This window comes from Streptomyces sp. NPDC050418, assembly GCF_044458745.1.
In the GTDB taxonomy this organism is placed as follows: Bacteria; Actinomycetota; Actinomycetes; order Streptomycetales; family Streptomycetaceae; genus Streptomyces.
On the sequence record NZ_JBITIG010000009.1, the window covers coordinates 124,253 to 150,364 of the forward strand.

Below are 26,112 nucleotides of genomic sequence, written 5' to 3' on the forward strand. Positions count from 1 at the left end.
TTCAGCGGACTGCTCTGAACCCTGCCCGCCTCAGAGGATCCCGGCCGTCCGCGCCGCCTTGATCCACAGCGGGAACTCGGAGAGCAGCCGGTCGTAGAGCTCCTCGTCCGAGATCTTGTCGATGTCGTCGACGGCGAAGAAGCCCACGTTGTCCACGCGCCGGCCCGGCAGTGTGTCGAAACGTTCGAGGACGCCGTACTTCGCCCGTCCAAGCCCCACGAACTGCCAGAACACCGGCTCCTCGACGGCCTCGCGCAGCTGCGCCTCGATCTCCGCGTTGCGGTAGACACCGCCGTCCGAGAAGAACAGGACGAAGGTCGGATCGGGCGTGGGGTGCGCGCGGACGTACGAGCGGACCTCGGCGATCACCTTCTGCTCCTCGTTCTGGATGCCGACGAGCCGCATGTCGACCTGCTCGTCGGTGAGCCCCTTCTTGCGCTTCTTCGGCCGGAACAGGCTGATCTCGCCGACGCGTACGTGCAGGGAGAGCCAGCCCGGCAGCTCGCCCAGCCACAGGTCCGGCAGGCGGGCGGGGTTCGAGGCGAAGGTCCACGCCTGCATCGCCCCGTCGTCGTCGAGCTGCGCGGCGACCGCGGCCATCCGCTCCACGACACCGGCGACCGTGCCGCGCTGGTACAGCGCCGACATCGAACCGGACGCGTCGAGCACGAGGATCACCCGGGCCCGCACCCCGGTGGCCCCGTGCTTGGCGAGACTGACGGCCACCTTCTCCTTGCGCAGACTGAGGCGCTTGCGCATGTCGACGGGAGATTCTCCTCGCCCTTGGTCATACGGGGCGGGGGTGCGGCTCCGGTGGGGGCGGCTGGGGGCGTGGGCAAAGGCGCCGGACCGAAGCCGGGCCCCGCACCCGCGGCGCCGGTCGCCCCCGCCGCATCCTCCTCATCCACCGTGATCCCGAAGTCCGTCGCCAGCCCCGCGAGCCCCGACGCGTACCCCTGACCCACCGCCCGGAACTTCCACTGCCCGGCCCGCAGATACAGCTCCCCGCCGATGAACGCCGTCTCGTCGCCCGCCTCCGTCTCGAAGCGCGCGAGTTCCGCGCCCGTACCGGCGTCGAGCAACCTGAGGGTGAGAGGCCCGAGCTGGCCGAAGGTGTCGCCGTCGGACGACGCCGTGAGGACCACACGCTCGATCCCCGGCTCCAGCGCGGTCAGCCGGACCTCGACGGCGTTCGCCACGACGCCCGGTTCCCGCGAGGTGCCCAGGTACCGCACGGCGCCCGACGCGTGCTCGGGCTGGTTGTAGAAGACGAAGTCGAGATCGTCGCGCACCTTCCCGGCCCCGGTGAGCAGCAGCGCGGAGACATCCGCGTCCGGACTGCCCGGCCGCTCGGCCCGGCTGAGCACGGCGCGGACTGCGGCGGCGTGGACGGGGACGTTGGCGCCTTTGCGCAAGGGAGTGGTCACCCGCCCCAGTCTGCCCACGCCTGCGGCCGGCAACCAGAGCCCAAGGGCCCGGTCACCGGCCGGAGGCCGCCCGTACCGCAGGCGTCACCCCAGCACGAGCACCGCCGCGATCGCCGGTCCGAACGCCCCGCCCAGCTGGTACGCGAGCATGAACAGGCCGATCGCGGACGGCCGTTGGGCCTGGGGCACCCGCTGCCCCGAGTACACCGAGAGCACCGCGCTGCTGCCCGTCGCGGCGAAGACCCCGACGGTCGCGGCCACCAGGAGGAGCAGCGCCGAAGACGCGTACGCGGCGATGAGCGGGGCCGTGACACCGAGCGTCAGGATCACCGCGTACACCGCACGCGGCCCCATCCGCAGCGAGGCCGCCGCGAGCGCCCAGGACAGCGCGGACCCGGCGAGCAGCGCGGCCAGCTGCCCGACACCGATGGCGCTCTGGGTCCACCCGGCCCGGTCGGTGATCAGCCGCGGCAGGGCGAAGAGCAGCGTGAAGTACGAGGTGGAGACGGCCAGCGCGGTCAGCGAGGCACCGATGAAGCGCGGCGAGCGGACCACCGCGGCGGGCACCAGACCCTCGGGCCGCCGCCGCACATGCACCACGAGCAGCCCGGCCGCGACGACGGCGGCGAGCACCACGGGCAGCGCGGCGCCGGTCTGCGGCAGCAGCACGAGCGAGGTGGCGAGCGCGACCACGGCGCCCGCTCCCCGTACGTCGAAGGCGCCCCGCGCGGCGGCGACCGGAGTGTCGGCCGCCCGCCGCGCCACCACCGGCACCGCGACCAGGGCCGCCGCCGAGATCAGCAGCGCCACGCGCCAGGAGGCGGCGTCGGCGAGCACCGAGCCGAGCAGCGGTCCGGAGGCCGCGAGCACCCCGAACCCGGAGGTGATCACGCCCATCCGGCGCGCGGACCCGGCCGCCAGACTCATCGCGACCGCCACGAACCCGGCCCCGCCGAGCGCCTGTCCCGCCCGGCCCGCGAGCAGCGCGGCGAGCCCCGGCGCGAACGCCACCAGCGCACTGCCCGCGACGACGAACGCGGCGCTCACCCGCAGTGTCGTCGTCACCCCGCGCGAGCGCAGCAGCCCCGCGAAGAGCGGTGTGCCGACGGCCATCGCCCAGGCGAAGGCGGTGACGATCCAGGCGACGGAGGCGGTGGACACCCCGAGCGAACCCGCCGTCGCGGGCAGGATCAGGACCGGCGCGTTGGCCCCGGCGGCGATCGGCGCGGCGAGCAACGCCAGGAGCAGGGCCGGGACTTGACGCTCGCCGGACGCCTTGAGTGCCGGATCGGCCCCGGTGCGCGACCGGGCGGTGGACCGGGTGACGGACTGGACAGCCATGACGACCCCCTCAACATTGACTATTTCAACGTTGAGATAAAAGCATCAGGTATCGTTCAGCGTCAACTGTTTCAACGTTGAGAGATTTCTGGGCTGGGAGGCAATGGTGAGCGGAGAGACCGGCGGAGGAACGGACGAGGCGGTCGACGCGGTCGACGCGATCATCGGTCAGTGGGAAGCCGAACGCCCCGACCTGACCGAGGCCCTCTGGCCCGTCCAGGTCACCGGCCGGCTGCAGCGGCTCGGCTGGATCATGGAGAAGGAGATCAAGTCCTTCCTGGTCGAACACGGCCTGGAGGTCGGCGAGTTCGACGTCCTCACCACACTGCAGCGCTCCGGCCCCCCGTACGAACTGACCGCGGGCGCCTTCCGCAAGGCCGCCATGGTCACCTCCGGCGCCATCACCAACCGCATCGACCGTATGGAGGCCAAGGGCCTCGTCGAGCGCGTCCGGGACACCGGCGACCGGCGCGCGGTGAAGATCCGGCTGACCGAGCGCGGCCAAGAACTCACGAGCAAGGTCATCAAGGAGCACCTCGCCCACCAGGCCCGCGTCCTCGGCGTCCTCGGCCGCGACGAGACCGGGCAGCTCGCGGACGGACTCCGCAAGCTCCTCGTATCCCTCGGCGACACCAGCATCGGCTGACCGCCCGGCTCACTCCACGGTGACCTCGGCGACCGGTTCGGGCTCCGCCCCCGTCTGCACGATCCGCACCCACCGCACGGACCCGCCCTCGTTGAACGGCACCCACCGCTTGCGGTCCACGGATGTCTCCACGCGGTGACTCCCGTCCGCGTCCACGGAGTTCACCGTCCGCGCCCGCCCCAGATCCACGGTCAGCGAGGCCCCCGCACGCTCCGGCCGCCACGCCGTCGCCGCGCTCCCGTCCACCGCGGCCGCCGCGTACAGACCGGGCTCCTCGGACGTGGCCGTCACGGGGCGGCAGCGAGCGAGCGAACCGCCCGGGGCGAGGTCGGGGCGGCGGGTCCCGAGGACCGCCGGGCGTCCCGGCTCGACGGTGAACGACCCTTCGGGCGACTCGACCGTGAACGGCTTCCCGCTGGTCAGCCGCACGGTGGTCTCGCGCGGGCCCACGCTCACGTCATACGTACGCCCGCGCCAGCTCATCCCGTACAGCCGGACGCCCTCGCCGAGTTGAGGCGGCAGGACCGGATCGAGCCGCAGCGCGTCGGACCGCAGCCTCAGCCCCGTCAGACCGTGTGTGAAGGTCTGCAGGAAGCCGCCCTTGCCCGTGAGGAAGTCCTGCGCGGGGGAGCCCGCGAGCGGATCGTGCGCGCCGGCCTTCTCGCCGCGCGCCTCCGAGAAGAGCGCGAACGGGCCGCGTACGAACGGCCGGATGGCGCGCTGCAGATAGGTGTACGAGGAGCAGCCGGGCTCACCGGTCGCGGCCGCGGCGACCGCGTGCACCGAGTCGGTCATCGCCGGTCCGTCGGGGTCGGTGAGCGCCGCATAGTGGTCGAGCGTCGCGGCCGCGGCGCCGGACGGCATCGGCCACTCCAGCGGGTACATCAGCAGCACGGTGTCCGCCTGCTTGATCCGCGGGTTCTTCAGCTTCTCGAAGCCCTCGTACTGCCAGAAGATCTTCCGGCGTGCGTCGTACGGGATCCGCAGCCCGTCCGCGATCCGGCGCCAGGCGGGATCGGGCCGCCCGCCGAGGAGTTCGACGGCCTCGGCGGCGTGGCGCAGAGCGGTCGCCGCGCCCGCGTTGGTGAACACCGCGTCGTCCACGCCGTTGCTGTACTCGTCGGGTCCCGCGGTGTCGCGGACCGAGTACGAACCGTCCTCGTTGCGCTCCGCCTTGTCGGCCCAGAACTCCGCGATGCCGCGCAGCAGCGGTGCGCCCCGCTCCTTCAGCCAGGCGCGGTCGCCGGTCGCCAGCCAGTACTGCCAGGCCGCGAGCGCGATGTCGGACTGCAGATGGACCTGCGTCAGGCAGTGCGGCGGGCGCCAACTGTGGCACTCCGGCCAGAGCTTGCCGTCGGTGCCGCTGGTCCACGGGAAGAACAGGCCCTTGTAGCCGAGCCGCCGGGCGTTGTCGCGGGCGCCGTCGCGCGTGAGGTAGCGGTAGTCCAGGACGGGGCGGGCGAGTTCGGGGCGCAGCGCGAGCAGGGGCGGAAACATCCAGGTCTCGGCGTCCCAGAAGATGAGCCCCGCATAGTTGTCGCTGGTCAGGCCGGTCGGCGCGATGCTGTCGCGGCCGCCGCGGCGCAGGGCCGCGTACAGGCCGTACTGCGCCGAACGCGTCCACAGCTGCAGATCCTCGCGGCCCGGCACCTCGATCCGCGACGACCACAGGGTGCGCCAGGCCGAGGTGTGCGCGGCGAACAGCGCGGGCCAGCCGCGCAGCGCCGCGTGCTGCGAGGAGCGGATCGCGGCCTTGCGCGACGTGGCGGTCGTCTTCTCGCCGCCGACCCCGACGAACTTCACGACCTCGTAGCTCTTGCCGGACCGCACGCGAAAGCGCGCGGACTGCGCGTTGCCCAGCTTCTTCGCGGCGGCCGTCTGCCGGATCCGTCCGGGGGCCCGCAGCGTCGACGCCACCGCACCCCGCGTCCCGGTCCCCTCCGCGCGGAACGCCACGTCGACCGTGGCCCGTCCGCTCGGCCCGCCGCCCTCGTGCGCGAGACGGCGCGCGCCCCGGCCGTCGATCCGGTCGACGACGGTCGCGGTGCCGTTCCAGCGCGGGGTGATCTTCAGCCGTACCGCGCCGTTTTGCGGGGCGTTGCGGTCGGTGAGCACGTCGTAGACGAGATCGGTGCGGCGGCCGTCGGACGCGGTCCAGGTGAGCTCCGTCCGGACGAATCCGCAGCGCAGGAAGAGCGTCTGGCGGTACGCGGAGGTGGTGCCCCCGGAGCCGTAGGCCTCGTCGCCGGCGAGGAAGTCGAGGGTGGTCCAGGTGGGCAGCGCGGCGAGCGCCTGCCGCCCGGACTTACTGTCGACGGCGTACAGCCCGGCTGCGAACGCCCCGTCGTAGCGCGGCGTGAACAGCGGCCAGCCGGTCTTCGCGTCGGACACCGCGTACCCGTGACCGCGCGGCGGCACCCGCACGCCGAGCGCCCCGTTGCCGACGTACGCGTGCGCGGGGCCGGTCTTCGCCGGGTCCGTGGACGAGGGCGTCCACCCCGGCGAGGGCGCACACCTCCCGCCGGGCGCGGTGCGGTCGGCCGGATCGACGGGCCAGGGCCGCGCCTGCGGTACGCGAGCCGGTACGCGACCGTCCGCCGCGGCCGCACTCACGGCCCCGCCGAGCAGCGCGAGCACCGCCGCGACGGTGCCATGACGAAGAGCGGCGGCGCGGGTACGACGGACGCGGCGACTGCGTGGGGTGCTCACGCAGCCGACCCTAGGAAGCGGGCGGTCCGGCACGGGGGTGCGGCGCGCGGGGTTCGGCCCGTCGGCCGAACCCCGCACCCGCCCCCTGTCAGCCCACCTTGTCCGACGGTCCCGACTCCAGGACCGTCACGCGGTCCGTCTGCTTGCCGTCGGTCCGGCCCACGGACTCCAGGACCTTCCCGCTGCGCTCGTCGATCACGACGCGCTCGGTACGCGGCGGCAGCTCGTGCTTCGTGCCGTCCGCCTCGTAACTCCCGCCGGGCAGCGTGAACTCCACCGCCGTGCCCTCGCGGCCCTTGCTGTCCTCGGCCGGACCGATCAGCCGCACGCCGTCGGCTCCGGCGAGCACGTCGAACAGCGCCCCCCGCAGCTCGGGCCCGAGCGGGGCCGAGGAGAGCAGGTCGACCGACTGGAGGACGGCCTGGTCACCGAGCCGCTCGCGCAGCGCGTCGGGATCGGAGGGCAGCCCGTTGAGCTGGGCCCGGGTCATCAGACCGTCACCTACCGGCCAGACCTTCGGCTTGTCCCCGGCCTTCTCGGGACCGTCCGCCCCGGCCAGCCAGACCGCGCTCGCCCGGTCGTAGTACTCGGTCGACCGGCGCAGCCCGTCGTCCGGGTTGTCGACCTCGACCGCGTACTTCCAGTACGGCGCCGAGGACACGGACCCGTCCGCCGCGTTGTCGGCCACGCGGTGCAGGAAGTCCGCGGCCGCCGCCGTGGCGGGCGGCGCCCCCTCGCCGAACCCGATCGCCGGCACCGCCACCCCGCCCGCCGCGAGCACGGCGACCGCCGCCGCGGCGACCAGGAGCCGCCTGCGCCGCTTCGGGCGCAGTGGTACGACCACGGCGTCGGGCACCGCGCCCGCCCCCTCGTCGGAGAGCATCGCGGGCCGGGCCGCCGCGAGCACCGCAGCCGACGGCGGCTCGACCCGTCCCGCCGCCATCAGGTCCTGTGCCCCCGGGAAATCAAGGATCTCGTCCCGCTCGTTCATGCCGTTCCTCCTGCCAGACCGTTCCGTGAGGGCGTGAGCGCCGTGTGGCCGCGCAGCCGGGCGCGGGCCCGGTGCAGCCGTGAGCGTGCGGTGCCCGCTGGGATGCCGACCACCGCGGCCGCCTCCGTGGGCGACAGCTCCTCCCAGGCGACCAGGAGCAGCAGCTCCCGCTCCTCGGAGGGCAGTTCGCCGATCACCCGGCGCAGCTCGGGCGCGAGCGCGGACGCGTCGAGCCGGGCGTCCACCGCGGCCCAGTCCACCGTCTCCGTGTCACCGGCCAGGGCCATCGGGCGCTCCTGTGCGAGCCGCCGCCAGTGCCCCGACAGCACGTTCCGCGCCACCCCGAACAGCCACGCACGCGCTGTGCCGCGCTCGGGGTCGAAGCCCCGCCGTGTCGCGTACGCCTGCAGCCACAGCTCGGCGAGCAGATCGTCCGCGGCGCCGGGTGCACGGCGGGCGAAGTAGCCGTGCAGTGCGACCGCGTGCCGCTCCACGAGCGGTGCGAAGGCCTCCGGCCGCCGGCCGGAGCGCACCAGCGCGTCCTCGTCCGCGCCGCGGTCCCCGTGTTTCCTCACGGAACCCTCCCTCGTGACCGCCGGTCGGCGGTCTCACCCGGTACTTGGCGGCGGGCGCACCGAGCGTTCGCGCCCTCGCCGCCCGGAGCACGACGGCCCGCGCTGCCACGCCTCGCAAGGCCGTACGATTCGGTCGCGAACGTCGATGCCGAGGAGACCGGAACCCGTGGCCATACCCCCGCCGCCCCAGGACAACCCGTATGGCCCGCCGCCCCAGACCCCGCAGCCCGCACCGTACGGCCAGGTCCCGCAGCAGCCCTACGGTCAGCAGGCCCCGTACGGTCAGCAGGCACCGCCACCGTACGTCCAGAACCCGCAGGACCCCTACGGCCAGCAGGCCCAGGCGCCCTACGGCCAGTACCCGGGCTACGGCAACGGCTGGCAGCCCCTGCCCGTCGCGCAGAAGACCAACGGCTTCGCCGTCGCCGCGCTCGTCACCTGCCTCCTCTGCTTCCTGCCGCTCGGTCTGATCTTCGGCATCGTCGCCCTGCGGCAGACGAAGCGGACCGGGCAGGGCGGCCGCGGGCTCGCGCTCTCGGGCATCATCGTGAATTCCGTGACCCTCGCCCTGACCGCCGTCTTCGTCGTCACCGGCGGCGCCGGCGAGTTCTGGGACGACTTCCGGGACGGTATGAAGGACGCGCAGCAGGAGCAGATCGCCTCGCCCGACAAGGGGGAGTGCTTCAACGCACCCGGCGGTGAGCTCGAAGGCCTGACGTACGAGCTCGACGTGGTGCCCTGCGCCGAGCCGCACGACGGCGAGGCCTTCGGCTCCTTCGACCTCGACCACGACGAGTACCCGGGCCAGTCCAGGATCGACGATCTCGCCAACGAGAAGTGCGGCGCGCTCGTCGAGGACTACGTCGGCGACATCGACGCCACCCCCGAGGACACCTTCATCTTCTTCTACGCCCCCACGTCCCAGAGCTGGAACCTCGGCGACCGCGAGGTCACCTGCATCCTCGGCAAGGAGGACGGCGGAAAGACCACCGGCTCGCTACGGAACGCGAAGGGCTCGGACGGCGGTTCCGACGGCGGTACGGACGCGGGCACCGACGGAGGGACGGACGGCGGCTCCGGAACCGAGGACCCGGGTGCCGATCCCGCGCCCGGCGAGGGCGCCGACGTGTAAGTCATCACTTCGAGTGATTCTTTGGCCTCTGGTTGCGGTCAACAACCCACGGTTGCCAGGCTGTTGCTGTCTGTCAACCTGATGGGAGTGGCCAGTGACGTTCGGTGAGCAGCCCGCGTATTTGCGCGTAGCGGACGATCTGCGCAAGCAGATCGTGAGCGGCACGCTGCCGCCGCACACCCGGCTCCCCTCCCAGGCCCGCATCCGCGAGGAGTACGGGGTCTCCGACACGGTCGCGCTGGAGGCGCGCAAGGTCCTCATGGCCGAGGGCCTCGTCGAGGGCCGCTCGGGCTCGGGCACCTATGTGCGCGAGCGGCCCGTCCCGCGCCGTGTCTCGCGCGCGGCCTACCGGCACCGCGGCGGCCTCTCGCCCTTCCGCCAGGAGCAGGCCGAGAGCGGCGCGCGCGGCACCTGGGAGTCCCGCAGCGAACAGGCGCTCGCCGACGGAGACATCGCCCGCCGCCTCTCCCTGGAGATCGGCGACCGCGTGATGCGCACCTCGTATGTCTTCCGGGACGCGGGCGAGGCGATGATGCTCTCCACGTCGTACGAACCGCTGGCGATCACCGGCCGTACTCCCGTGATGCTCCCGGAGGAGGGCCCGCTCGGCGGCTGCGGCGTGGTCGAGCGGATGGCGGCCATCGACGTCGTCGTGGACAACGTCGCGGAGGAGGTCGGCGCCCGCCCCGGCCTCGCCGAGGAGCTGCATCTCCTGGGCGGGGTGCCCGGCCATGTCGTCGTGGTCATCGAGCGGACGTACTTCGCGTCGGGCCGCCCGGTCGAGACGGCCGACGTGGTCATCCCGGCGGACCGCTACCGCGTGGCGTACCACCTGCCGGTGAAGTGACGGCCGCCCGGCACCCGGCCCCCGCTGACCGATACCCGGAGTGCCGCGTCCGCCGCCGTGACCCGCTGTTAACCGCGCGCCCGGCCGCGTAACACCCGGTTAATGGTATACCGCTACGGATCGTCATGTCCGGCTCCTACTTTCACCGACCGAACCCGCACGCCCCGTCGGTGAAAGCGCGAAGGAGCCAGCATGACGGACACGGTCGCCCGCACCGAAGAGGTCAACCCGCCGCCTCCCCAACGGAGTTACGCCAAGCTCGCGGCCGACGAGAGCCGCGAGGACTACTCGCTGCGCTATGCCCCGCACTCGTTCCGGCGCTGGTCGCCGTCGATGGTCGCGGGTACCGCGCTCGGCGGCATCGCCTACCTCGCGGACTTCGCGATCGGCGCCTCGATCGTCTTCACCTACGGCTTCACCAGCGGCTTCGCGTCGATCCTCACCGCGGCCGCGATCATCTTCCTCACCGGCATCCCCATCGCCCGGGCCTGCGCCAAGTACGGCCTGGACATGGACCTGGTGACCCGCGGCGCCGGCTTCGGCTACTTCGGCTCGACGCTCACGTCGCTCATCTACGCCTCGTTCACCTTCATCTTCTTCGCGCTCGAAGGCTCGATCATGGCGCAGGCCATGCATCAGGCCGTCGGACTCCCGGTGGAGATCGGATACCTGGTCACGACACTGATCGTGATCCCGATCGTCTTCCGCGGCATGGGCGCGCTCGCCAAGGTGCAGGCCTGGACCCAGCCCGTCTGGATCATCGGCATGATCCTGCCGTTCCTCGTCCTCGCCTTCGAGGCGCCCGACGCCTGGGGCGCGTTCGCCTCCTTCGGCGGCACCGAGGGCGCGGGCTCCGGCTTCGACTGGATCGGCTTCGGGCTCGGCACCGGCGTCGCCCTCTCGCTGATCGCCCAGATCGGCGAGCAGGCCGACTACTTGCGCTTCATGCCCGCCAAGACCGCGACGAACAAGCGCCGATGGAATCTGGCCGTTCTCGCCGCGGGGCCCGGCTGGGTCATCATCGGCGCGGCCAAGCAGCTCGGCGGCGCCTTCCTCGCCTTCGTCGCCCTGGAAGCCGTCGGCAAGACGCACGCGCTCGAACCGATCGCCCCGCAGATCGAGGCGCTCAAGCCCTGGCTCGGCTCGGTCGCGCTGCCCGCGGCCGCCGTCTTCGTGATCGTCTCGCAGATCAAGATCAACGTCACCAACGCCTACAGCGGCTCGCTGAGCTGGTCGAACTTCTTCTCGCGCATCACGCACAAGCACCCGGGCCGGGTCTGGTACATCTTCCTCAACCTCGTCATCGCGCTGACGCTGATGGAGATGAACATGTTCGCCGCGCTGGGCAAGCTGCTCGGCTTCTACTCCAACGTCGGCATCGCCTGGATCACCGCGGTCGCCGCCGACCTCGTGATCAACAAGCGGATGGGCTGGAGCCCCAAGTACATCGAGTTCAAGCGCGCGTACCTCTATGCCGTGAACCCGGCGGGCTTCGGCGCGATGGTGGTCGCCTCGACGGTCTCGATCCTCGCCTTCTTCGGGCTCTTCGGCGATTACGCGGAGGCCTTCTCGACCTTCATCGCCGCCGGACTCGCCCTGATCCTCTGCCCGTTGATCGCCTGGGCCACGAAGGGCAAGTACTACCTGGCGCGCCCCAACCCGGTGAACGGCCCGGACGTCGTCGTGGAGGACGAGACCGCGACCCACGACTGCGCGGTCTGCGAAACGGCTTACGAGCTGCCGGACATCGCCGACTGCCCGGTCCGGAACGGCCCCATCTGCTCGCTCTGCTGCTCCCTCGACGCCGACTGCGGCGACGTCTGCCGCAAGGCGCCGAGCGGCGAGCCGGTCCTGATGCCGCTTCCCACGGTCCGTACGGCGACTGTGAGTTGACCGCAAAAGGGGGCGCATCCATCGGGTGCGCCCCCTCGCGCATGGCCGATTCGCTACCTCTTTGTGCCATACCCGCTCCGCAGAGTGAAGGTCGGGCGTAGGCTCAGGCATATGCGGACTGCGGTTTCCAGGGAGGGCGCGATGCGGCGCGCGCCAAACGGAGGGGCGGGCGAGCGATGAACGACGGCACTCCCACGCTCCCTTGGCATGTCATACGCCAGGACGACAACGGGAACCGGTACCGCGTGGGCAAGTACGCGACCAGGGCCGAGGCCGAGAAGGTCGTCGCCACGCTGGAGGACCGCGGCCACAAGCAGCTCTACTGGGTGGAGCGCCTGGACCGCCAGGCCGGATGACCCAAGCGGAACGTGCGGACCCGTAGGCTCCGGCGCATGAGTGAACGGATCGTGGTCGTCGGTGCCGCGCTGTGGCACGAGGGGCGCATGCTCGCCGCCAGGCGCAGCGCCCCGCCCGAGCTGGCCGGCCGCTGGGAGCTGCCGGGCGGCAAGGTCGAGGAGGGTGAGCGTCCCGAGGAGGCGCTCGTCCGCGAACTGCGCGAGGAGCTCGGCGTCGAGGCCGAGCCCGTCGAGCGCATCCCGGGGGAGTGGCCGCTCGGCCGTCCCCCGTACGTGCTCCAGGTCTGGTCGGCCACACTCCTCTCCGGCGAGCCCGCCCCGCTGGAGGACCACGACGCGCTGCGCTGGCTCGGCCCCGACGAACTGGACGCCGTGGACTGGCTGGATCAGGACCGTCCGGCGGTGTGGGAGGCCGTGAAACGTCCGGCGCCGTGAGGTTTCATGGCCCGGGGAGCGCGGGGAGCGCACCCCCGGCTGACGCACACCCCCTACGCCGTTTGTGCCACAGTGCGCCGAGGGAAGCGGTAGGCGCCCCTTGATATCGGGTATGTGCTGATTAACCCCAAGAAACCGGACAGAGGTTCCGGCCCCCGGCCCGGGAAGTGATCGGCGTGATCGAGACCGAAGGCGACTGCGCCGAGTGGAGCTTTCCCGCCGACCCCACCGCCGTGCGCACCGCCCGTGCCGTCGTCCGTAAGCAGCTCGCCCACTGGGGGCTCGGCACCCTCGGCGATGTCACGGTGCTGCTCGTCAGCGAGCTCGTGACCAATTCCCTGCGGTACGCCTCGGGCCCGATCGGCGTCCGTCTCGTGCGCCCTTCCGGCACACCCGGCGTACTCCGCGCGGAAGTCTCCGATCCGCTCCCGGACCCGCCACTGGAACGGCAGGCGACCCCGGACGACGAAGGCGGCCGTGGCCTGCAGCTCGTCGCCTGCTCGGCCAGCCGCTGGGGCACCCGGCAGGGGCACACGGGCAAGACGGTCTGGTTCGAGCTGACGCTTCCCGCGTAGCTCTCGGGGTTAGATGGACCCTCCGCATGGTTAGAAGGTGAACTAGAGCCGATCTCCCAGCGGCGCGGCCATCGAAAGAGCTTCGGACGAGGCTTTGGGCAAGGCTGAAAACGGCCGTATCGCGTGGGAGCTGTGAACGCAGTGTTGCGTGCGGCCGTAGTGCTGGATACTGCGGGCAAGCCGTCGAGAGGTCCGGTCCATGACGGCGAGCTGGAGGGGACGGTCGCGTGAGCGAGATACCAGCCGGGGCTCCTGAACCCGAGCAGCCTGTGGAGCGTGCGCAAGCGGCACGCGGCCCGGCCGACATTCTGTGGCAGGCCAGTCCGCCCGGTTCGATCTACGACTACATCAAGGTCGCCTCGTTCTCCCTCGGCGCCGACGGCCGGATCGACCAGTGGTCGCTCCGCGCCGAGCAGCTCTTCCACGTCTCCGCCGCCGAGGCCGTGGGCAAGGACCCGATCGACGCCTTCGTCCCCGACGGCCTGCGCGACGTCGGCCATCGCAGGGTCGCCGAGATCCTCGACGGCAAGGAGTGGACGGGCATCGTCCCCTTCCGGATGGCGCAGGACGGGACGCTCGACGGCGTCGCCGAGGTCTATGTCATGCCGACCGGGACCGGGCAGGGCGAGCGGGGCGCCGTCTGCATCGTCGTGGACGTCCGCGCCCTGCGCCGTATCGAGACCGACCTCGCCGCCTCCCAGGCCATTTTCGGCCAATCGCCGTTCGGATTCCTGCTGTTCGGCACGGATCTACGCGTGCAGCGCGCCAACAGACGCTTCGCGTCCGTTTTCGGCGGCGCCGCCGACGACCACCGCGGCCGCACCGTCCACGACTATCTGCCGCGCGGCGAGGCCGACCGGATGGCCGCGGCGCTCCGCCGGGTCCTGGAGACCGGCGAGTCCGTCACGGACATGCAGATCGTCGGCCCCGCCCCCGGTTCGCAGGACCGCAGGCACTGGTCGATCAACCTCTACCGCGTGCACAGCGGCACGGGCCGCCCCATCGGAGTCGCCGGGCTCGGCACCGACGTCACCCGCCGCCACGCGGCCGCCCGCGAGGCCGCCCAGTCCCGCCGCAACCTCGCGCTGCTCAACGAGGCGGGCTCCCGTATCGGGAACTCGCTGGACCTGGAGACCACCGCCCGCGAACTCCTCGACGTCACCGTCCCCGTCTTCTGCGACTTCGCCTCCGTCGACCTCTACCAGGGCCTCCTCGACGGCGACGAGGCCACGCTCCAGAGCCACAGCCTCGCCGACGGCAGCGCCGAACTGCGCCGCGTCGCGTTCTCCAGCGCGGTCTCCGACGTCCCGCTCGACGACTGCGGCGAGCCGGTCGCCGTCGGCGCACTGCACCGGTACGCCTTCAACTCGCCCTGCGCCGACGCCCTGCGCACCGCACGCCCCGTCACCATCCCGCGCACCGAAGGCGGTCTCGTCCGCTCCACGCTCGCCGTACCGATGGTCGCGCACGACACCGTCGTCGGCCTCGTCCGCTTCTCGCGCACGATGGGCAGCGAGCCCTTCTCCGACCGCGACCGCACCCTCGCCGTGGAACTCGCGGCCCGCGCCGCCGTCTGCATCGACAACGCGCGGCTCTACCGCCGCGAGCACGAACGCGCCCTGATCCTCCAGCGCTCCCTGCTCCCGCCCGGCGACCCGGAGGCCTCCGGACTCGACATCGCCTGCCGCTACCTTCCGGGCAACGCGGCCACCGAGGTCGGCGGCGACTGGTTCGACGTGATCGAACTGCCCGGCCACCGCACGGCCCTCGTCGTCGGCGACGTCATGGGCCGCGGCCTGCGCGCCGCGGTCGCGATGGGTGAACTCCGCACCGCCGTCCGCACCTTGGCCCTCCTCGACCTCGAACCGGCCGAGGTGCTCAGCGCCCTCGACGAGATCGCCCGAGGCCTGGGCGCGCCCACTCCGTGGGGCCAGCACCCGCACTCCCCGCAGTCCACGCGCCGCGCGCTGCAGGGCCGCGACGTCGACCCCTCCGAGGTGTATCTGGCCACCTGCGTGTACGCGGTGTACGACCCGGTCACCCGCCGCTGCACCTTCGCCAACGCCGGCCATCTGCCGCCCGTCCTCGTCGAGCCCGGCGAGGAGGCCCTGATGCTCGACGTACCGCCGGGCATGCCGCTCGGCGTCGGCGGCGAGCCCTTCGAGGAGGTCGAGGTCCAGCTCCCCGAGGGCTCCCTGCTCGCCCTCTACACCGACGGCCTCGTCGAATCCCGCGACCACCCCCTCGACGAGGGCCTGCGCGCCTTCCGCTCCGCGCTCACCGACCCCGCCCGCCCCCTGGAGGACGTCTGCGACCACGTCCTGGGCACCCTCGACACCCACCACGGCGAGGACGACATCGCCCTGCTCATGGCGCGCGTCCAGGGCCTGCCCACCGAATCGGTCGGCGACTGGACCCTGCCGCGCGAGGCCCGCTCGGTGGGCCGCGCCCGCGAACTGGCCCGCGCCCAGCTCGCCGCCTGGGACCTCGAAGCGCTCGTCGACACGACGGAACTCCTGGTCAGCGAGCTGGTCACCAACGCGCTGCGCTACGGCGAAGGCGAGATACGCCTCCGGCTCCTCCTGGACCGCAGCCTGGTCTGCGAGGTGTGGGACGCGGGCCTCGTCCAGCCGCGGCGCCGCCGCGCCCGCGACACGGACGAGGGCGGCCGCGGCCTCCAGCTGGTCGGCCTCCTCAGCGCGGCGTGGGGCGCCCGCCGCACCCCACGCGGCAAAACGGTGTGGTTCGAACTCCCGCTGCCGGACGGTGAGTCACCCACGGAGCCTTCGGTGGACGCCCTTTTGAGCATGTTCTGATGTCAGCCCGGCCGGCTGTCGAGGCCATCCGGGCGAAGCCTGGATTCACGCCGTGGCCTTCATCGCGGCCAGCCGCGCCTCGATCTCGGCCTGATCCCCGAGCGAGTCGAGCTGCTCGAACTGCGCATCCAACGACGACGCCGCCAGCTCCTGCTTCCCCGCCGCCCGCGCCTCCTCGCGCCGCACCTTGTCCTCGAAGCGCGACAGCTCGCTCGTCGGGTCGAGTACGTCGATGTTCTGGGCCGCGTCCATCATCTGGTTCTGGGCCGCGGCCGTCTTGGCCCGGGCCACCAACTGGTCCCGCTTCGCCTGGAGTTCGCTGAGCTTGGCCTTCATCTGGTCGAGGCCCGACTTCAGCTTGTCGACGACCTCGGTCTGGGCCGCGATCGTCGGCTCGGCGTCCTTCGCCTCGTTCTCGGACTGCAGCTGCCGCTGCAGCGCCACCTTCGCGAGCGCGTCGAACTTGTCGGCGCCGGCCGTGTCACCGCCCGACCGCAGCTGGTCGGCCTTCTTGCTGGCCGCGAGCGCCTTGCCGCCCCACTCGCCGGCGGCCTCCACGTCCTCCTTGTGGTCCGCCTCGAGGAGCCGCAGATTCCCGATCGTGGTCGACACCGCCTCCTCCGCCTCGCGGATGTTGTTGGTGTAGTCACGGATCAGCTGGTCGAGCATCTTCTGCGGATCCTCGGCCTGGTCGAGCAGCGAGTTGATGTTGGCCTTCGCGAGCTGGGTCACACGGCCCAGGATGGTCTGCTTGGTCATGGTGAACTCCTACGGAACGTGGGTTGCGGAACGTGCGGTACAGGACCTGCGATACGGGACCTGCGATACGGGACCTGCGGCGTCGGTCAGAAGCGGCCTCCACCACCCATCCGCCCCCGCGTCCCACCCCCGCCGAAGCTCCCGGGCCCGCCGAAGCCCCCACCGCCGCCGCCCCCGCGCCCGTACCCGCCGAAGCCGCCGCCGCCCATGCCGCGCCCCATCCCGCCGAGCACCTCGCCGAGGATGATCCCGCCGAGCACCGCACCGCCCATCCCGCCGGACCGCGGCCGGCCGCCGCCCGTCCCGCCGCCGTACGGGTCGAAGGAGCGCACGTCGCGCTCCGCGAGCTGCTGGGCCTGGCGTGCCATCGCGTCCGCCTGCTGCGCCTGCGCCAGCGCACCGGACGCGTCGGACGCGGCCAGCGACTCGGCCTGCGCGAGATGCCGCTGGGCCTCCGCGAGCCGCGTCCGCGCCTCGCTGCCCACGCCGCCACGGTGCGTGGTGACGTAGTCCGCGGCCGCGCCCACCGCACTGCGCGCCGTCAGCAGCGTCTGGTCGAGGATTCCGCGCGCCCGCCGGTCGGCGACCTCGCGCTCGCGCGCCCCGGCCAGCGCCTCGTCGAGCGCGGCATCGGCCTCCTCGATCCGGCGCAGTGCGTCGATCGGGTCGTGGCGGCCGCCCGCCACCACACCCCGTACGTCCTCGAGGACCGATTCGGCGCGCGCGATCCGGCCCTGCAGATCGGCCGTGGAGGTCCCGGCCGCCGTGCCCTGGAGCAGCCCGCGCGCATCCGCGAGATCGGTCTCGGTCTCGGTGAGCGCGCCGGGGAGCTTCGCCTCGGCCTGCCCGAGCTCCGCCGCGAGCCGGTTCACGGCCTCGACCAGCGTGCCCGCCTGGTCGACGGCGCCCTCGGCGGCCCGCAGATGGACCGCGGCGGGCCCGTTCTGGCCCGCGTCCACGGCCTGGCGCGCCTGGTTGAGGTTCTCCGTCGCGAAGAGCAGCCGCTCCTTCGCCTCCTCGACATGCCCGCTCACGGGCGCGGCCGCCGACTCCGCGTACCGCGTGGTGAGCGTCGTGTACGTAGCGGCCGCCGCGGTCGTCAGCGCACCGACCTCGCGGAAGCGGCCCTCGGCGAGCGTCAGTGCCTCGGGGGCGTTCTCGCCGAGCGCGCGCAGCCGGTCGAAGTCCGCGGTCTCGGCGTCCAGGCGCCGGTTCGCCTCGGTGCAGCGGGAGATGATCTCGTCGAGCATCCGCCGCTTGGTGGCGTCGTCCTCGGGGAAGGCGTCGTCGAGCTGCTGGCGCACCTTGAAGGCCGCGGTCAGCTCGCTCTTCGCGTACGCCACGGCGTCCTGGAAGCGCTTGACGGCGTCGTCGCCGAACTGGGCGGCGGCAAAGCCGAGTTCCTCGGTGGAGGTGCGGACGGCGTCGTCGCTCTGCACGAGCAGCAGCCGCGCTTCCTGGTCGAGCTCGGGCAGTGGCTTCAGGGCGGGGCCCTGGTGCCGGCCCGCGGCCCCTGCGCCCTTGCCGCCGCCGTTCTTCTTCCGCTTGTTCCGGGTGTACGCGTACGCGGCGAGCGCGCCCGCGCTGCCGACCGCGATCACCGGAAGCACCAGGTCGCCCGTGGCCGGACCGTGGTCCTCGGCCGCTCCCGGGTCGCGCTCACCGGGCGTGATCGCCGGGGTGGGGACGGGCTGACCGGCGAGGACCGCGTTGTAGCCGTTCGCGGCCCCGACCGCGGCGCCCGCCCAGTCGCTCTGCCGCAGCGCGGGCTCGATGGCGGTGGAGGCCACCTCCCGCATCTCGGCCTCGCCGAGCTTCGCGTCCTGGTCGGCGGAGTACGCGTACTGCCGGTCGTGCGTGGCCACCGCGAGCAGGATGTCGTCGAGGCCGAGCCCGTTGCGCTCGGCGGTGCTGTTCGCCCAGGACTGCGCGGACTGGCCGGAGAAATCGCGGACGTACGCGACGAAGAGCTGCACCCCGCGGTCGTCGTAGAGCCGGTCGAGCGCCTTGGTCACCTCGCCCTCGCGGTCACCGAGCGCTCCCACCTTGTCGGTGATCTGCCCGTCCCGCGACAACGTGATCGGCCCCTCGGCCCGTACGGGACCGGCCAGGAGCAGGGGCAGCGCCACCACGAAGAGCGCGGCGAGCACCGCCCGCGCGGCTATGTGAGGCAGGGTGCGGCGGGTTGGCGTCACATAGGTGAGCGTATGTCCGCATATGGCGGGTCGCGACCGGGCGTGCTCCCGGCCGCGACCCGGTGGATCAGCTCTCCGTACGCCGCCGGATCTTGTTGCCCAGCCACACCAGCGGGTCGTACTTGCGGTCCACGGCGCGCTCCTTCAGCGGGATCAGCGCGTTGTCCGTGATCTTGATGTGCTCGGGGCAGACCTCGGTGCAGCACTTGGTGATGTTGCAGTACCCGAGCCCGTGCTCGTCCTGCGCCGTGGCCTTGCGGTCCAGACCCTCATCGGCCGCCCCGTCCAGCGGGTGCATGTCCAGCTCGGCCACCCGCATCAGGAACCGGGGCCCGGCGAACGCCGCCTTGTTCTCCTCGTGGTCGCGCACCACATGGCAGGTGTCCTGGCACAGGAAGCACTCGATGCACTTGCGGAACTCCTGCGAGCGGTCCACGTCCTCCTGCATCATCCGGTACTGGCCGGGCCCGAGCCCCTGTGGCGGTACGAAGGAGGGGACCTCGCGGGCCTTCGTGTAGTTGAAGCCGACGTCGGTCACGAGGTCCCGTACGACGGGGAAGGCCCGCAGCGGAGTGACGGTCAGCGTCTCGTCCCGCTCGAACGTCGACATCCGCGTCATGCACATCAGCCGCGGCCGTCCGTTGATCTCCGCGGAACACGAACCGCACTTGCCCGCCTTGCAGTTCCACCGCACGGCGAGATCGGGCGCCTGCGTGGCCTGCAGCCGGTGGATGATGTCGAGCACGACCTCACCGTCGTTCACCTCGACGGTGAAATCCTCCAGCCCGCCCCCGTCGGTGTCCCCACGCCAGACCTTGAAGTGCGCCTCGTACGAGGTCGATGCAGCCGTACTCATCAGAGGAGCTCCTCTTCGGTCAGGTACTTGACCAGCTCTTCCTTCTCGAAGAGGGCGATCAGGTCCGGGCGGATCGGTTCCGTTTCCTTGCGGACCAGGCGGATCTGGCCGCGTACCGGATCCGTGGCCGCCAACCCTCCCGTCGGATCGGCCAGTTGGCACAGCAGATTGACGCGGCGCCACGTGCGGTCCATCCCCGGATAGTCCTCGCGCGTATGGCCGCCGCGGCTCTCCGAGCGCTCCAGCGCGGAGCGCGCGATGCACTCGCTGACCAGGAGCATGTTCCGCAGATCGAGCGCCAGATGCCAGCCGGGGTTGAACTGCCGGTGCCCCTCGACCCCGGCCCGCCGCGCACGGACCCGCAGGTCGGCGAGCCTGCGGAGCGCCGTCGCCATCTCCTCCTCGCGGCGGATGATGCCCACGAGGTCGTTCATGGCCTGCTGCAGTTCCTGATGCAGGGTGTACGGGTTCTCCGCGGGACCGGCGGCGACCTCACCGGATTCCCCGGCCTCCCCGGCCTCCGGGCTCTCCGCCGAGAACGGCCGCAGCGCCTCCGCGGCGGCCAGATCGATCTGGGTCTCCTCGATCACCGGCCGGTCACCGGCCAGGCCCGCCGCGTACTGTGCCGCGTGCAACCCGGCCCGCCGGCCGAAGACCAGCAGGTCGGAGAGCGAGTTCCCGCCGAGCCGGTTCGAGCCGTGCATCCCGCCCGCGACCTCACCGGCCGCGAACAGGCCGGGTACCCCGACCGCGGCCGCGCTGTCGGAGTCGACGGCGATTCCGCCCATCACGTAGTGGCAGGTCGGCCCGACCTCCATCGCTTCGGCCGTGATGTCCACATCCGCCAGCTCCTTGAACTGGTGGTACATGGACGGCAGCCGGCGCCGGATGACATCCGCGGGCATTCGCGTGGACACGTCCAGGAACACCCCGCCGTGCGGCGACCCGCGCCCCGCCTTCACCTCGGAGTTGATCGCCCGTGCGACCTCGTCACGCGGCAGCAGTTCGGGAGGCCGGCGGTTGCGGTCCGGGTCGTCGTACCAGCGGTCGCCCTCCTCCTCGGACTCCGCGTACTTCTCCTTGAAGACGTCCGGGATGTAGTCGAACATGAACCGCTTGCCCTCGGAGTTCCTGAGCACCCCGCCGTCCCCGCGCACCGACTCGGTGACGAGGATCCCCTTCACCGACGGCGGCCAGACCATCCCGGTCGGATGGAACTGCACGAACTCCATGTTCAGCAGGGGCGCCCCGGCGAGCAGCGCGAGCGCGTGCCCGTCCCCCGTGTACTCCCACGAGTTGGACGTCACCTTGAAGGACTTGCCGATCCCGCCCGTCGCGAGGATCACGGTCGGCGCCTCGATCACGAAGAAGCGCCCGGACTCGCGCTCGTAGCAGAAGACCCCCGCCACACGCCCGTCCACGTCGTCCTTGAGGATGCGCGTGACCGTGCACTCCTGGAACACCTTCAGACCGTGCTCGTAGTCCCCGTGCTCCTTGAAGTCCTCCTGCTGCAGCGAGACGGTCTTCTGCTGCAGGGTCCGGATCAGCTCAAGGCCCGTACGGTCGCCGACATGCGCGAGCCGCGGGTACTCGTGGCCGCCGAAGTTGCGCTGCGAGATCCGCCCGTCCTTCGTGCGGTCGAAGAGCGCACCCCAGGTCTCCAGCTCCCAGACGCGGTCGGGGGCCTCCTGCGCGTGCAGCTCGGCCATCCGCCACTGGTTGAGGAACTTGCCGCCGCGCATGGTGTCGCGGAAGTGCACCTGCCAGTTGTCGCCGTCGTTGACATTGCCCATCGAGGCGGCGATCCCGCCCTCGGCCATCACCGTATGGGCCTTGCCGAACAGCGACTTGCAGATCACCGCCGTCCGCGCGCCCTGCTCCCGCGCCTCGATCGCGGCCCGCAGTCCGGCGCCACCGGCGCCCACCACGACAACATCCCACTGCTGCCGCTCAACCGTCGTCATCAGAACAACCTCGGATCATCGAATGCGCCACTGGCAACGAGATAGACGTAGAAGTCGGCGAGGGCCACAGAGATCAACGAGGCCCAGGCGAGCAGCATGTGACTGCCGTTCAGGCGGCCGATGCCCTTCCACATCCGGTAGCGCAGCGGGTGCTTGGAGAAGTGCTTGAGCTTGCCCCCGACGATGTGCCGGCAGGAATGGCAGGAGAGGGTGTACGCCCAGATCAGCACGATATTGACGAGCATCACGAGCGTGCCGAGGCCCATATGGCCCCACTCGTAGTTCTCGTCGCGGAAGGCGAGCACGGTGTCGTACGTGAGGATGCCCGCCACCGGCACGGCCGCGTAGAAGAAGTAGCGGTGCATGTTCTGGAAGATCAGCGGGAACTTCGTCTCGCCGCTGTACTTCTGGTGCGGCTCGGCCACCGCGCAGGCCGGGGGAGAGGCCCAGAAGCCCCGGTAGTAGGCCTTGCGGTAGTAGTAGCAGGTCAGCCGGAAGCCGAGCGGGAAGATCAGGATGAGCAGCGCGGGCGACAGGCCCCACCAGCTCCCGAAGATCTCCCAGTTGGGCCCGCCCTTCATCTCCTGGCAGTTCTCCGCGAGACAGGGCGAGTAGAACGGTGAGACATACGGCGCCGCGTAGTAGTCCGCGTTGGCGAAGGCCCGCCACGTCGAGTAGACGACGAACGCGAGCAGTCCCGCGGCGGTCGCGGCGGGCTGCAGCCACCAGCGGTCGGTGCGCAGATGCGGGGCGGCGATGGCGGCGCGGCCCGCGCCGCGCACCCCGCCCCCGCTATGGCTGGACTTCTCTGAGGCTTGGGAATCGGTGCCAGTGGCCAACGGGGTCTCCAGTCGATACGGCTCTCTGTCCTGGGGGCGGGCGGCTCAGGGTGCGCGGCGGTCGCTGGCACCCAGACCCTCGTCGTCGGCATCGGTCCACAAGGACCGGTCGTACGGGGTGTCCGGGATGCTGACCATTTCGGGACGCGGCTTCGGCGGCAGCGCCGGAGCGGCTTCCTTGAGCAGCGCGACGCTGTCGCGCAGATGATCGGCGTCGGTGCGTACCCGGCGGATGTCCAGGCCGGACCCGACATGCTGTTCCAGTCGTGCGACCGAGCGCACGAGGTCGTCGAGACAGCGCTGAACGGCCGTCAAATCATCGTGCAGGGACATGAGTTGCCCTCCACTCGCCTCTTCGCGGCGGATCCCATGGATCGTGCGCCTGCGAGTGTTGCGCGTCACATCCCGGATTGTGAAGGGATCTGCGCGGATTCCCCCGTACGAGAGCGGACGGTGGCCGGATTGGGCCGCACGGGTGGGCTTGCGCGGGCCCGCCGACGTGTCGCCCGCGCCGTCTCCGAGGGATCCCGTTCAGTGAAGCCCGTATCCGTGTGATCAGCACTCAAATTCCCCCAAAAGTGAACGATCCCGGCACCTCAAGGGAAGCGCGGTGGCCGGGCGAGCCCCGGAGGTCCCACGCCATGCCCCCACGCGACCCCGCTGTACGCCCCGCAGTGCGGGCGACGGTCTTCCTCATCGCGGGCGTGCTCGCGCTGCCCGCGCTCTCCGCGTGCGGCAGCTCCGAGGACACCGCCGGCGCACCCTTCGCCGCACAGGACATCGCCTCCGCCGAGCGCGACCTGATCGCCGACGGGGGCCGGGCGACCTGGGCCGTGGACGCACTGCCCGAGACCCTCAACACCTTCCAGTCCGACGCCGGTCCGACGACCTCGCGGATCGCCGGCGCCGTCCTGCCGTCGATGTACGAACTCGACGAGCGCGGCCGTGCCGTGCGCAACGCGGACTACCTGGAGAGCGCCGAGGTCGTCGAGACCGAGCCCAAGCAGGTCGTCCTCTACAAGCTCCACCAGCAGGCCGTGTGGAGCGACGGCCGCGAGATCGGCGCCGCCGACTTCGCCGCCCAGTGGCGCGCCCTGTCCGGCGCGGACTCCGCGTTCTGGACCGCGCGCAACGCGGGCTACGACCGGATCGAGAAGATCGAGAAGGGCGCCAACAACCTCGAGGTACGGGTCACCTTCGCGAAGCCGTACACCGACTGGCGCTCCCTCTTCTCGCCGCTGTACCCCAAGGAGGTCATGGGCACCCCCGACTCCTTCAACGACGGCGCCCGCAAGAAGCTCAAGGCGACGGCCGGCCCGTTCCGCATCGAGAAGGTCGACCGCGGGTCCGGCGAGCTCACGCTTTCCCGCAACCCGCGCTGGTGGGGCCGGCCCGCGAAGCTGGAGCGGATGGTCCTCAAGGCCGTCCCGCGCGACGAGCGGGCCGAGGCCCTCGCCGCCGGTGACGTGGACATCGCCGAGATCACCCCGGCCGACGCCGAGCGCATCGCGCACGCCGCCCGCGACAAGGGCACGAGCGGCCCGCTCGCGCACGGACCCGGCGCCGAGCTGACCCCCGCGAAGGCGCTGCGCACGTGGGCCGTCGCCAACGACCCGGAGGACTACGAGCGCGCCGAGGCCGCCTCCGCGTCCATCGAGAAGACCCACAAGGCGATCAAGAAGTACGCGAAGGAGCAGAAGGGCCTGCAGGGCTTCGTGGTCCGCAAGTCCCTCGAACCCGCCTACACCCAGCTCGCCCTGAACGGTTCCGGCGGCCCGCTCGCCGACGAGCGCGTACGGCGCGCCGTGGCCCGCGCCCTCGACCGCGAGGAGCTGGCCCGGGTCGTACTCAAGCCGCTCGGCCTGCCCGCGGACCCGGTCGGCAGCCATGTCGCGCTCGCCGGGCAGGAGGCGTACTCCGACAACAGCGGCGCGCTCGGCGACCAGGACACCGCCGAGGCGCGCGCCCTGCTCGCCGACGCGGGCTGGGTGCAGGGCGGCCCGGTCAAGACCGCGGGCAGCAAGGGCAAGAAGGCGAAGAAGGCAGCGGCCTCCGACGAGGACGGCACCTACATCGTCGGCCAGGAGGACGGCAAGCCGCGGGCCGACGACCGCTTCGAGGTCCGCGCCGACAACCAGCCCGAGGCGAAGGTCAAGCGCGAGGAGGAGCGCAAGAAGGAGGCGCACCGCGGCGGCGCCCAGGGTGCGTACGCGCCGAAGGGAACGGCCGCGCCCCAGCCGGCCGGCGGTCCGCTCGCCAAGGACGGCAAGGCCCTGAACCTCAAGTTCGTACTGCCGTCGGGGCCGGGCTCGGAGCAGCTGCGGGCGGTCGGGGAGCGGATCCAGCGGATGCTGCAGAAGGTCGGCATCAACTCCGAGATCACCAAGGTCCCGGACGACAGCTACTTCAAGGACCACATCGCGTCCGGCCAGTTCGACATGGCCCTCTACTCGTGGCCCGGTTCGGCCTACCCGGCCACCGACGCCCGCCCGATCTTCGCCAAGCCCGAACCGGCGGCGGACGGCTCGCTGAACGTCGAGCAGAACTACGCCCGCGTCGGCACCGACCACATCGACCAGCTCTTCGACCAGGCGCTGGCCGAGCTGGACGAGAAGGCCTCGCGTGACCTGGTGAAGAAGGCCGACGCCCGCATCTGGGCCGCGGCCGGCTCCATCCCGCTCTACCAGCGCCCCGAACTCGTCGCGGTCCGCCCGTCCCTGGCGAACACGGGTGCGTTCGGCTTCGAGTCGCCGTCGTACGAGGACATCGGGTTCCTCAAGTCGGCGAAGAAGTAGTGCGCATGACGTGAAGGCAGTGATCCCCTAGCTCAGAACTACCTCAAGTCCCTTGCCCGCCGGTCGATCCGGCGGGCAAGGTCATCTCCGACTCTTGACCCGGGTCATCTTGCGCCGTCCCCCTGCTTGACCACGGCGCTCTCCCCTCGCTGTCCGGTCGTGACGTTCTTGTCGGCTTTCCTGCGGGGGATACGGATATGAAGCGGATCTTGCCACTGGGTGCTGCCCTGCTGGCGCTGAGCGCCGGCGCGACGGCCTGCACGTCGTCCGGCTCTCCGGAGGAAGCGGCTCCGCAGCGGCAGTCCTGTGGCAAGGACGCGTACACCTGGAGCTCGGTGCAGCGTCGCACCGAGCTCTCGGGTCTGGCGAAGCCGATTCACGTGACGAAGGACGGCCGTGGCTACAACGCCACCTTCGAGCCGGTCGATGGGCGCTCCCACAAGGCAAGCGTTCTGGGCGCCTCCGCCGCCCGGGGGCCGCGGCCGGCGGACACCGTCAAGGCGCTCGGCCGTCTTCTGGACGTCTCTCCGCTCGGCAGGCCGGGCGAGAAGGCGACCGATCCGGGGCGGCTGACGCTCTCGGACACCCGTGCCGCCGCAGGCCACTATTTCGCCTACGTCTACGTCCCGCTGGTCGACGCCGACTACACCTACCGCTGCGGCAGCGCCGCCCCTGCCGAGGGCCACGTCTCCACCTGGTCCGGCACCGGCACAGCCGCCCTGCCGTGCTCCGAGCGCATCGAGCGGAACCCGGCGGACGACCCAGACCTGGCGGACGTCGCGCACGAGGCCGCCCTCGCGCGCTGCCCGGCGGGCTCGCCTGCGGCAGCCGAGCCCGCCGAAGCAGCGTAAACGGCCGAAAAACTGCAGGTCAGACAAGGCGACGGGACCCGAGCAGGCCCACCCCCGCCGGCCCACGTAAGATGGGGTAAGGCCGTGGCGTGTCCAGCCCGGCGCGGCAG

At 71.7% G+C, this 26,112-nt stretch carries 19 protein-coding genes and 2 pseudogenes; 10 read left to right on the forward strand and 11 right to left on the reverse strand.

From position 1 onward, the window contains the following. Positions 1-30: 30 nt before the first annotated feature. Together ACIBI4_RS22820 and ACIBI4_RS22825 are read right to left on the reverse strand one after the other, a co-directional pair. Positions 31-1,415 (reverse strand): annotated as a pseudogene (locus ACIBI4_RS22820) (VWA domain-containing protein). A 96-nt stretch (positions 1,416-1,511) separates the two neighbouring features. Continuing rightward, a complete protein-coding gene (locus ACIBI4_RS22825; RefSeq protein WP_399205828.1) occupies positions 1,512-2,768 on the reverse strand; it encodes an MFS transporter in 1,257 nt (418 codons plus the stop codon). A 106-nt stretch (positions 2,769-2,874) separates the two neighbouring features. On the opposite strand from ACIBI4_RS22825, the gene ACIBI4_RS22830 reads away from it, so the two are divergent. Next, positions 2,875-3,414, forward strand: a complete 540-nt coding sequence (locus ACIBI4_RS22830) for a MarR family winged helix-turn-helix transcriptional regulator (RefSeq protein WP_399205829.1) — start codon at positions 2,875-2,877, stop codon at positions 3,412-3,414. A gap of 9 nt (positions 3,415-3,423) precedes the next feature. Here the strand turns inward: ACIBI4_RS22830 and ACIBI4_RS22835 are convergent, their stop codons facing one another. From ACIBI4_RS22835 to ACIBI4_RS22845, 3 genes are all read right to left on the reverse strand, one after another. Then, positions 3,424-6,123 carry a glycosyl hydrolase family 65 protein gene (locus tag ACIBI4_RS22835; protein WP_399205830.1) on the reverse strand — a complete coding sequence of 900 codons (2,700 nt, stop codon included), beginning with the start codon at positions 6,121-6,123 and terminating at the stop codon, positions 3,424-3,426. Positions 6,124-6,211: 88 nt separating this feature from the next. Further along, complete coding sequence (locus tag ACIBI4_RS22840; protein ID WP_399205831.1) at positions 6,212-7,114, reverse strand: hypothetical protein; 903 nt, start codon at positions 7,112-7,114, stop codon at positions 6,212-6,214. Then, on the reverse strand, positions 7,111-7,689 hold the full coding sequence (locus ACIBI4_RS22845) for an RNA polymerase sigma factor (RefSeq protein ID WP_399205832.1): 579 nt from the start codon (positions 7,687-7,689) through the stop codon (positions 7,111-7,113). Before ACIBI4_RS22845 ends, ACIBI4_RS22840 begins: the two co-directional genes overlap by 4 nt. A 166-nt stretch (positions 7,690-7,855) precedes the next feature. On the opposite strand from ACIBI4_RS22845, the gene ACIBI4_RS22850 reads away from it, so the two are divergent. From ACIBI4_RS22850 to ACIBI4_RS22880, 7 genes and pseudogenes are all read left to right on the forward strand, one after another. Then, a complete protein-coding gene (locus tag ACIBI4_RS22850) occupies positions 7,856-8,821 on the forward strand; it encodes a septum formation family protein (protein WP_399205833.1) in 966 nt (321 codons plus the stop codon). A 94-nt stretch (positions 8,822-8,915) separates the two neighbouring features. Next, on the forward strand, positions 8,916-9,668 hold the full coding sequence (locus tag ACIBI4_RS22855) for a GntR family transcriptional regulator (RefSeq protein WP_399205834.1): 753 nt from the start codon (positions 8,916-8,918) through the stop codon (positions 9,666-9,668). 192 nt (positions 9,669-9,860) lie between these two features. Continuing rightward, positions 9,861-11,561, forward strand: coding sequence for a purine-cytosine permease family protein (locus tag ACIBI4_RS22860; protein WP_399205835.1), 1,701 nt, complete (start codon positions 9,861-9,863; stop codon positions 11,559-11,561). Between the two features lie 149 nt (positions 11,562-11,710). Beyond that, positions 11,711-11,917, forward strand: a pseudogene (locus ACIBI4_RS22865) (SPOR domain-containing protein); the annotation flags it as partial. A 36-nt stretch (positions 11,918-11,953) separates the two neighbouring features. Next, positions 11,954-12,352: a (deoxy)nucleoside triphosphate pyrophosphohydrolase gene (locus tag ACIBI4_RS22870; protein WP_399205836.1), complete on the forward strand. Its 399-nt coding sequence runs from the start codon at positions 11,954-11,956 to the stop codon at positions 12,350-12,352. A gap of 167 nt (positions 12,353-12,519) precedes the next feature. Then, positions 12,520-12,927: an ATP-binding protein gene (locus ACIBI4_RS22875; protein WP_399205837.1), complete on the forward strand. Its 408-nt coding sequence runs from the start codon at positions 12,520-12,522 to the stop codon at positions 12,925-12,927. Positions 12,928-13,154: 227 nt separating this feature from the next. Then, complete coding sequence (locus tag ACIBI4_RS22880; RefSeq protein WP_399205838.1) at positions 13,155-15,743, forward strand: SpoIIE family protein phosphatase; 2,589 nt, start codon at positions 13,155-13,157, stop codon at positions 15,741-15,743. 45 nt (positions 15,744-15,788) lie between these two features. Here ACIBI4_RS22880 and ACIBI4_RS22885 read toward each other — a convergent pair whose 3' ends face one another. The 6 genes from ACIBI4_RS22885 to ACIBI4_RS22910 form a co-directional block, all read right to left on the reverse strand. Continuing rightward, the gene (locus ACIBI4_RS22885) at positions 15,789-16,502 is read right to left on the reverse strand and encodes a PspA/IM30 family protein (RefSeq protein WP_399205839.1); all 714 of its coding nucleotides are present in this window, start codon (positions 16,500-16,502) and stop codon (positions 15,789-15,791) included. 86 nt (positions 16,503-16,588) lie between these two features. After that, a complete protein-coding gene (locus tag ACIBI4_RS22890) occupies positions 16,589-18,697 on the reverse strand; it encodes a TPM domain-containing protein (RefSeq protein WP_399205840.1) in 2,109 nt (702 codons plus the stop codon). Between the two features lie 67 nt (positions 18,698-18,764). Then, positions 18,765-19,553, reverse strand: a complete 789-nt coding sequence (locus tag ACIBI4_RS22895; RefSeq protein ID WP_399205841.1) for a succinate dehydrogenase/fumarate reductase iron-sulfur subunit — start codon at positions 19,551-19,553, stop codon at positions 18,765-18,767. After that, the gene (locus ACIBI4_RS22900) at positions 19,553-21,517 is read right to left on the reverse strand and encodes a fumarate reductase/succinate dehydrogenase flavoprotein subunit (protein ID WP_399205842.1); all 1,965 of its coding nucleotides are present in this window, start codon (positions 21,515-21,517) and stop codon (positions 19,553-19,555) included. The genes ACIBI4_RS22895 and ACIBI4_RS22900 overlap by 1 nt, the downstream gene beginning before the upstream one ends. Next, complete coding sequence (locus tag ACIBI4_RS22905; RefSeq protein WP_399205843.1) at positions 21,517-22,356, reverse strand: hypothetical protein; 840 nt, start codon at positions 22,354-22,356, stop codon at positions 21,517-21,519. The genes ACIBI4_RS22900 and ACIBI4_RS22905 overlap by 1 nt, the downstream gene beginning before the upstream one ends. A gap of 45 nt (positions 22,357-22,401) precedes the next feature. Further along, complete coding sequence (locus tag ACIBI4_RS22910; RefSeq protein WP_399205844.1) at positions 22,402-22,689, reverse strand: hypothetical protein; 288 nt, start codon at positions 22,687-22,689, stop codon at positions 22,402-22,404. A gap of 308 nt (positions 22,690-22,997) precedes the next feature. Here ACIBI4_RS22910 and ACIBI4_RS22915 point away from each other — a divergent pair, with 308 nt between their 5' ends. Next, complete coding sequence (locus tag ACIBI4_RS22915; protein ID WP_399205845.1) at positions 22,998-25,151, forward strand: ABC transporter family substrate-binding protein; 2,154 nt, start codon at positions 22,998-23,000, stop codon at positions 25,149-25,151. Between the two features lie 197 nt (positions 25,152-25,348). Further along, positions 25,349-26,002 (forward strand): hypothetical protein, encoded by a 654-nt coding sequence (locus ACIBI4_RS22920; protein WP_399205846.1) that lies wholly within the window; start codon positions 25,349-25,351, stop codon positions 26,000-26,002. The last annotated feature ends 110 nt before the right edge of the window (positions 26,003-26,112 follow it).

Coding starts and splice junctions, on each gene's coding strand:
- ACIBI4_RS22825 (WP_399205828.1), bottom strand. CDS start 2,768: ATGGCTGTCCAGTCCGTCACCCGGTCCACCGCCCGGTCGCGCACCGGG.
- ACIBI4_RS22840 (WP_399205831.1), bottom strand. CDS start 7,114: ATGAACGAGCGGGACGAGATCCTTGATTTCCCGGGGGCACAGGACCTG.
- ACIBI4_RS22860 (WP_399205835.1), top strand. CDS start 9,861: ATGACGGACACGGTCGCCCGCACCGAAGAGGTCAACCCGCCGCCTCCC.
- ACIBI4_RS22870 (WP_399205836.1), top strand. CDS start 11,954: ATGAGTGAACGGATCGTGGTCGTCGGTGCCGCGCTGTGGCACGAGGGG.
- ACIBI4_RS22885 (WP_399205839.1), bottom strand. CDS start 16,502: ATGACCAAGCAGACCATCCTGGGCCGTGTGACCCAGCTCGCGAAGGCC.
- ACIBI4_RS22895 (WP_399205841.1), bottom strand. CDS start 19,553: ATGAGTACGGCTGCATCGACCTCGTACGAGGCGCACTTCAAGGTCTGG.
- ACIBI4_RS22900 (WP_399205842.1), bottom strand. CDS start 21,517: ATGACGACGGTTGAGCGGCAGCAGTGGGATGTTGTCGTGGTGGGCGCC.
- ACIBI4_RS22910 (WP_399205844.1), bottom strand. CDS start 22,689: ATGTCCCTGCACGATGATTTGACGGCCGTTCAGCGCTGTCTCGACGAC.
- ACIBI4_RS22915 (WP_399205845.1), top strand. CDS start 22,998: ATGCCCCCACGCGACCCCGCTGTACGCCCCGCAGTGCGGGCGACGGTC.
- ACIBI4_RS22920 (WP_399205846.1), top strand. CDS start 25,349: ATGAAGCGGATCTTGCCACTGGGTGCTGCCCTGCTGGCGCTGAGCGCC.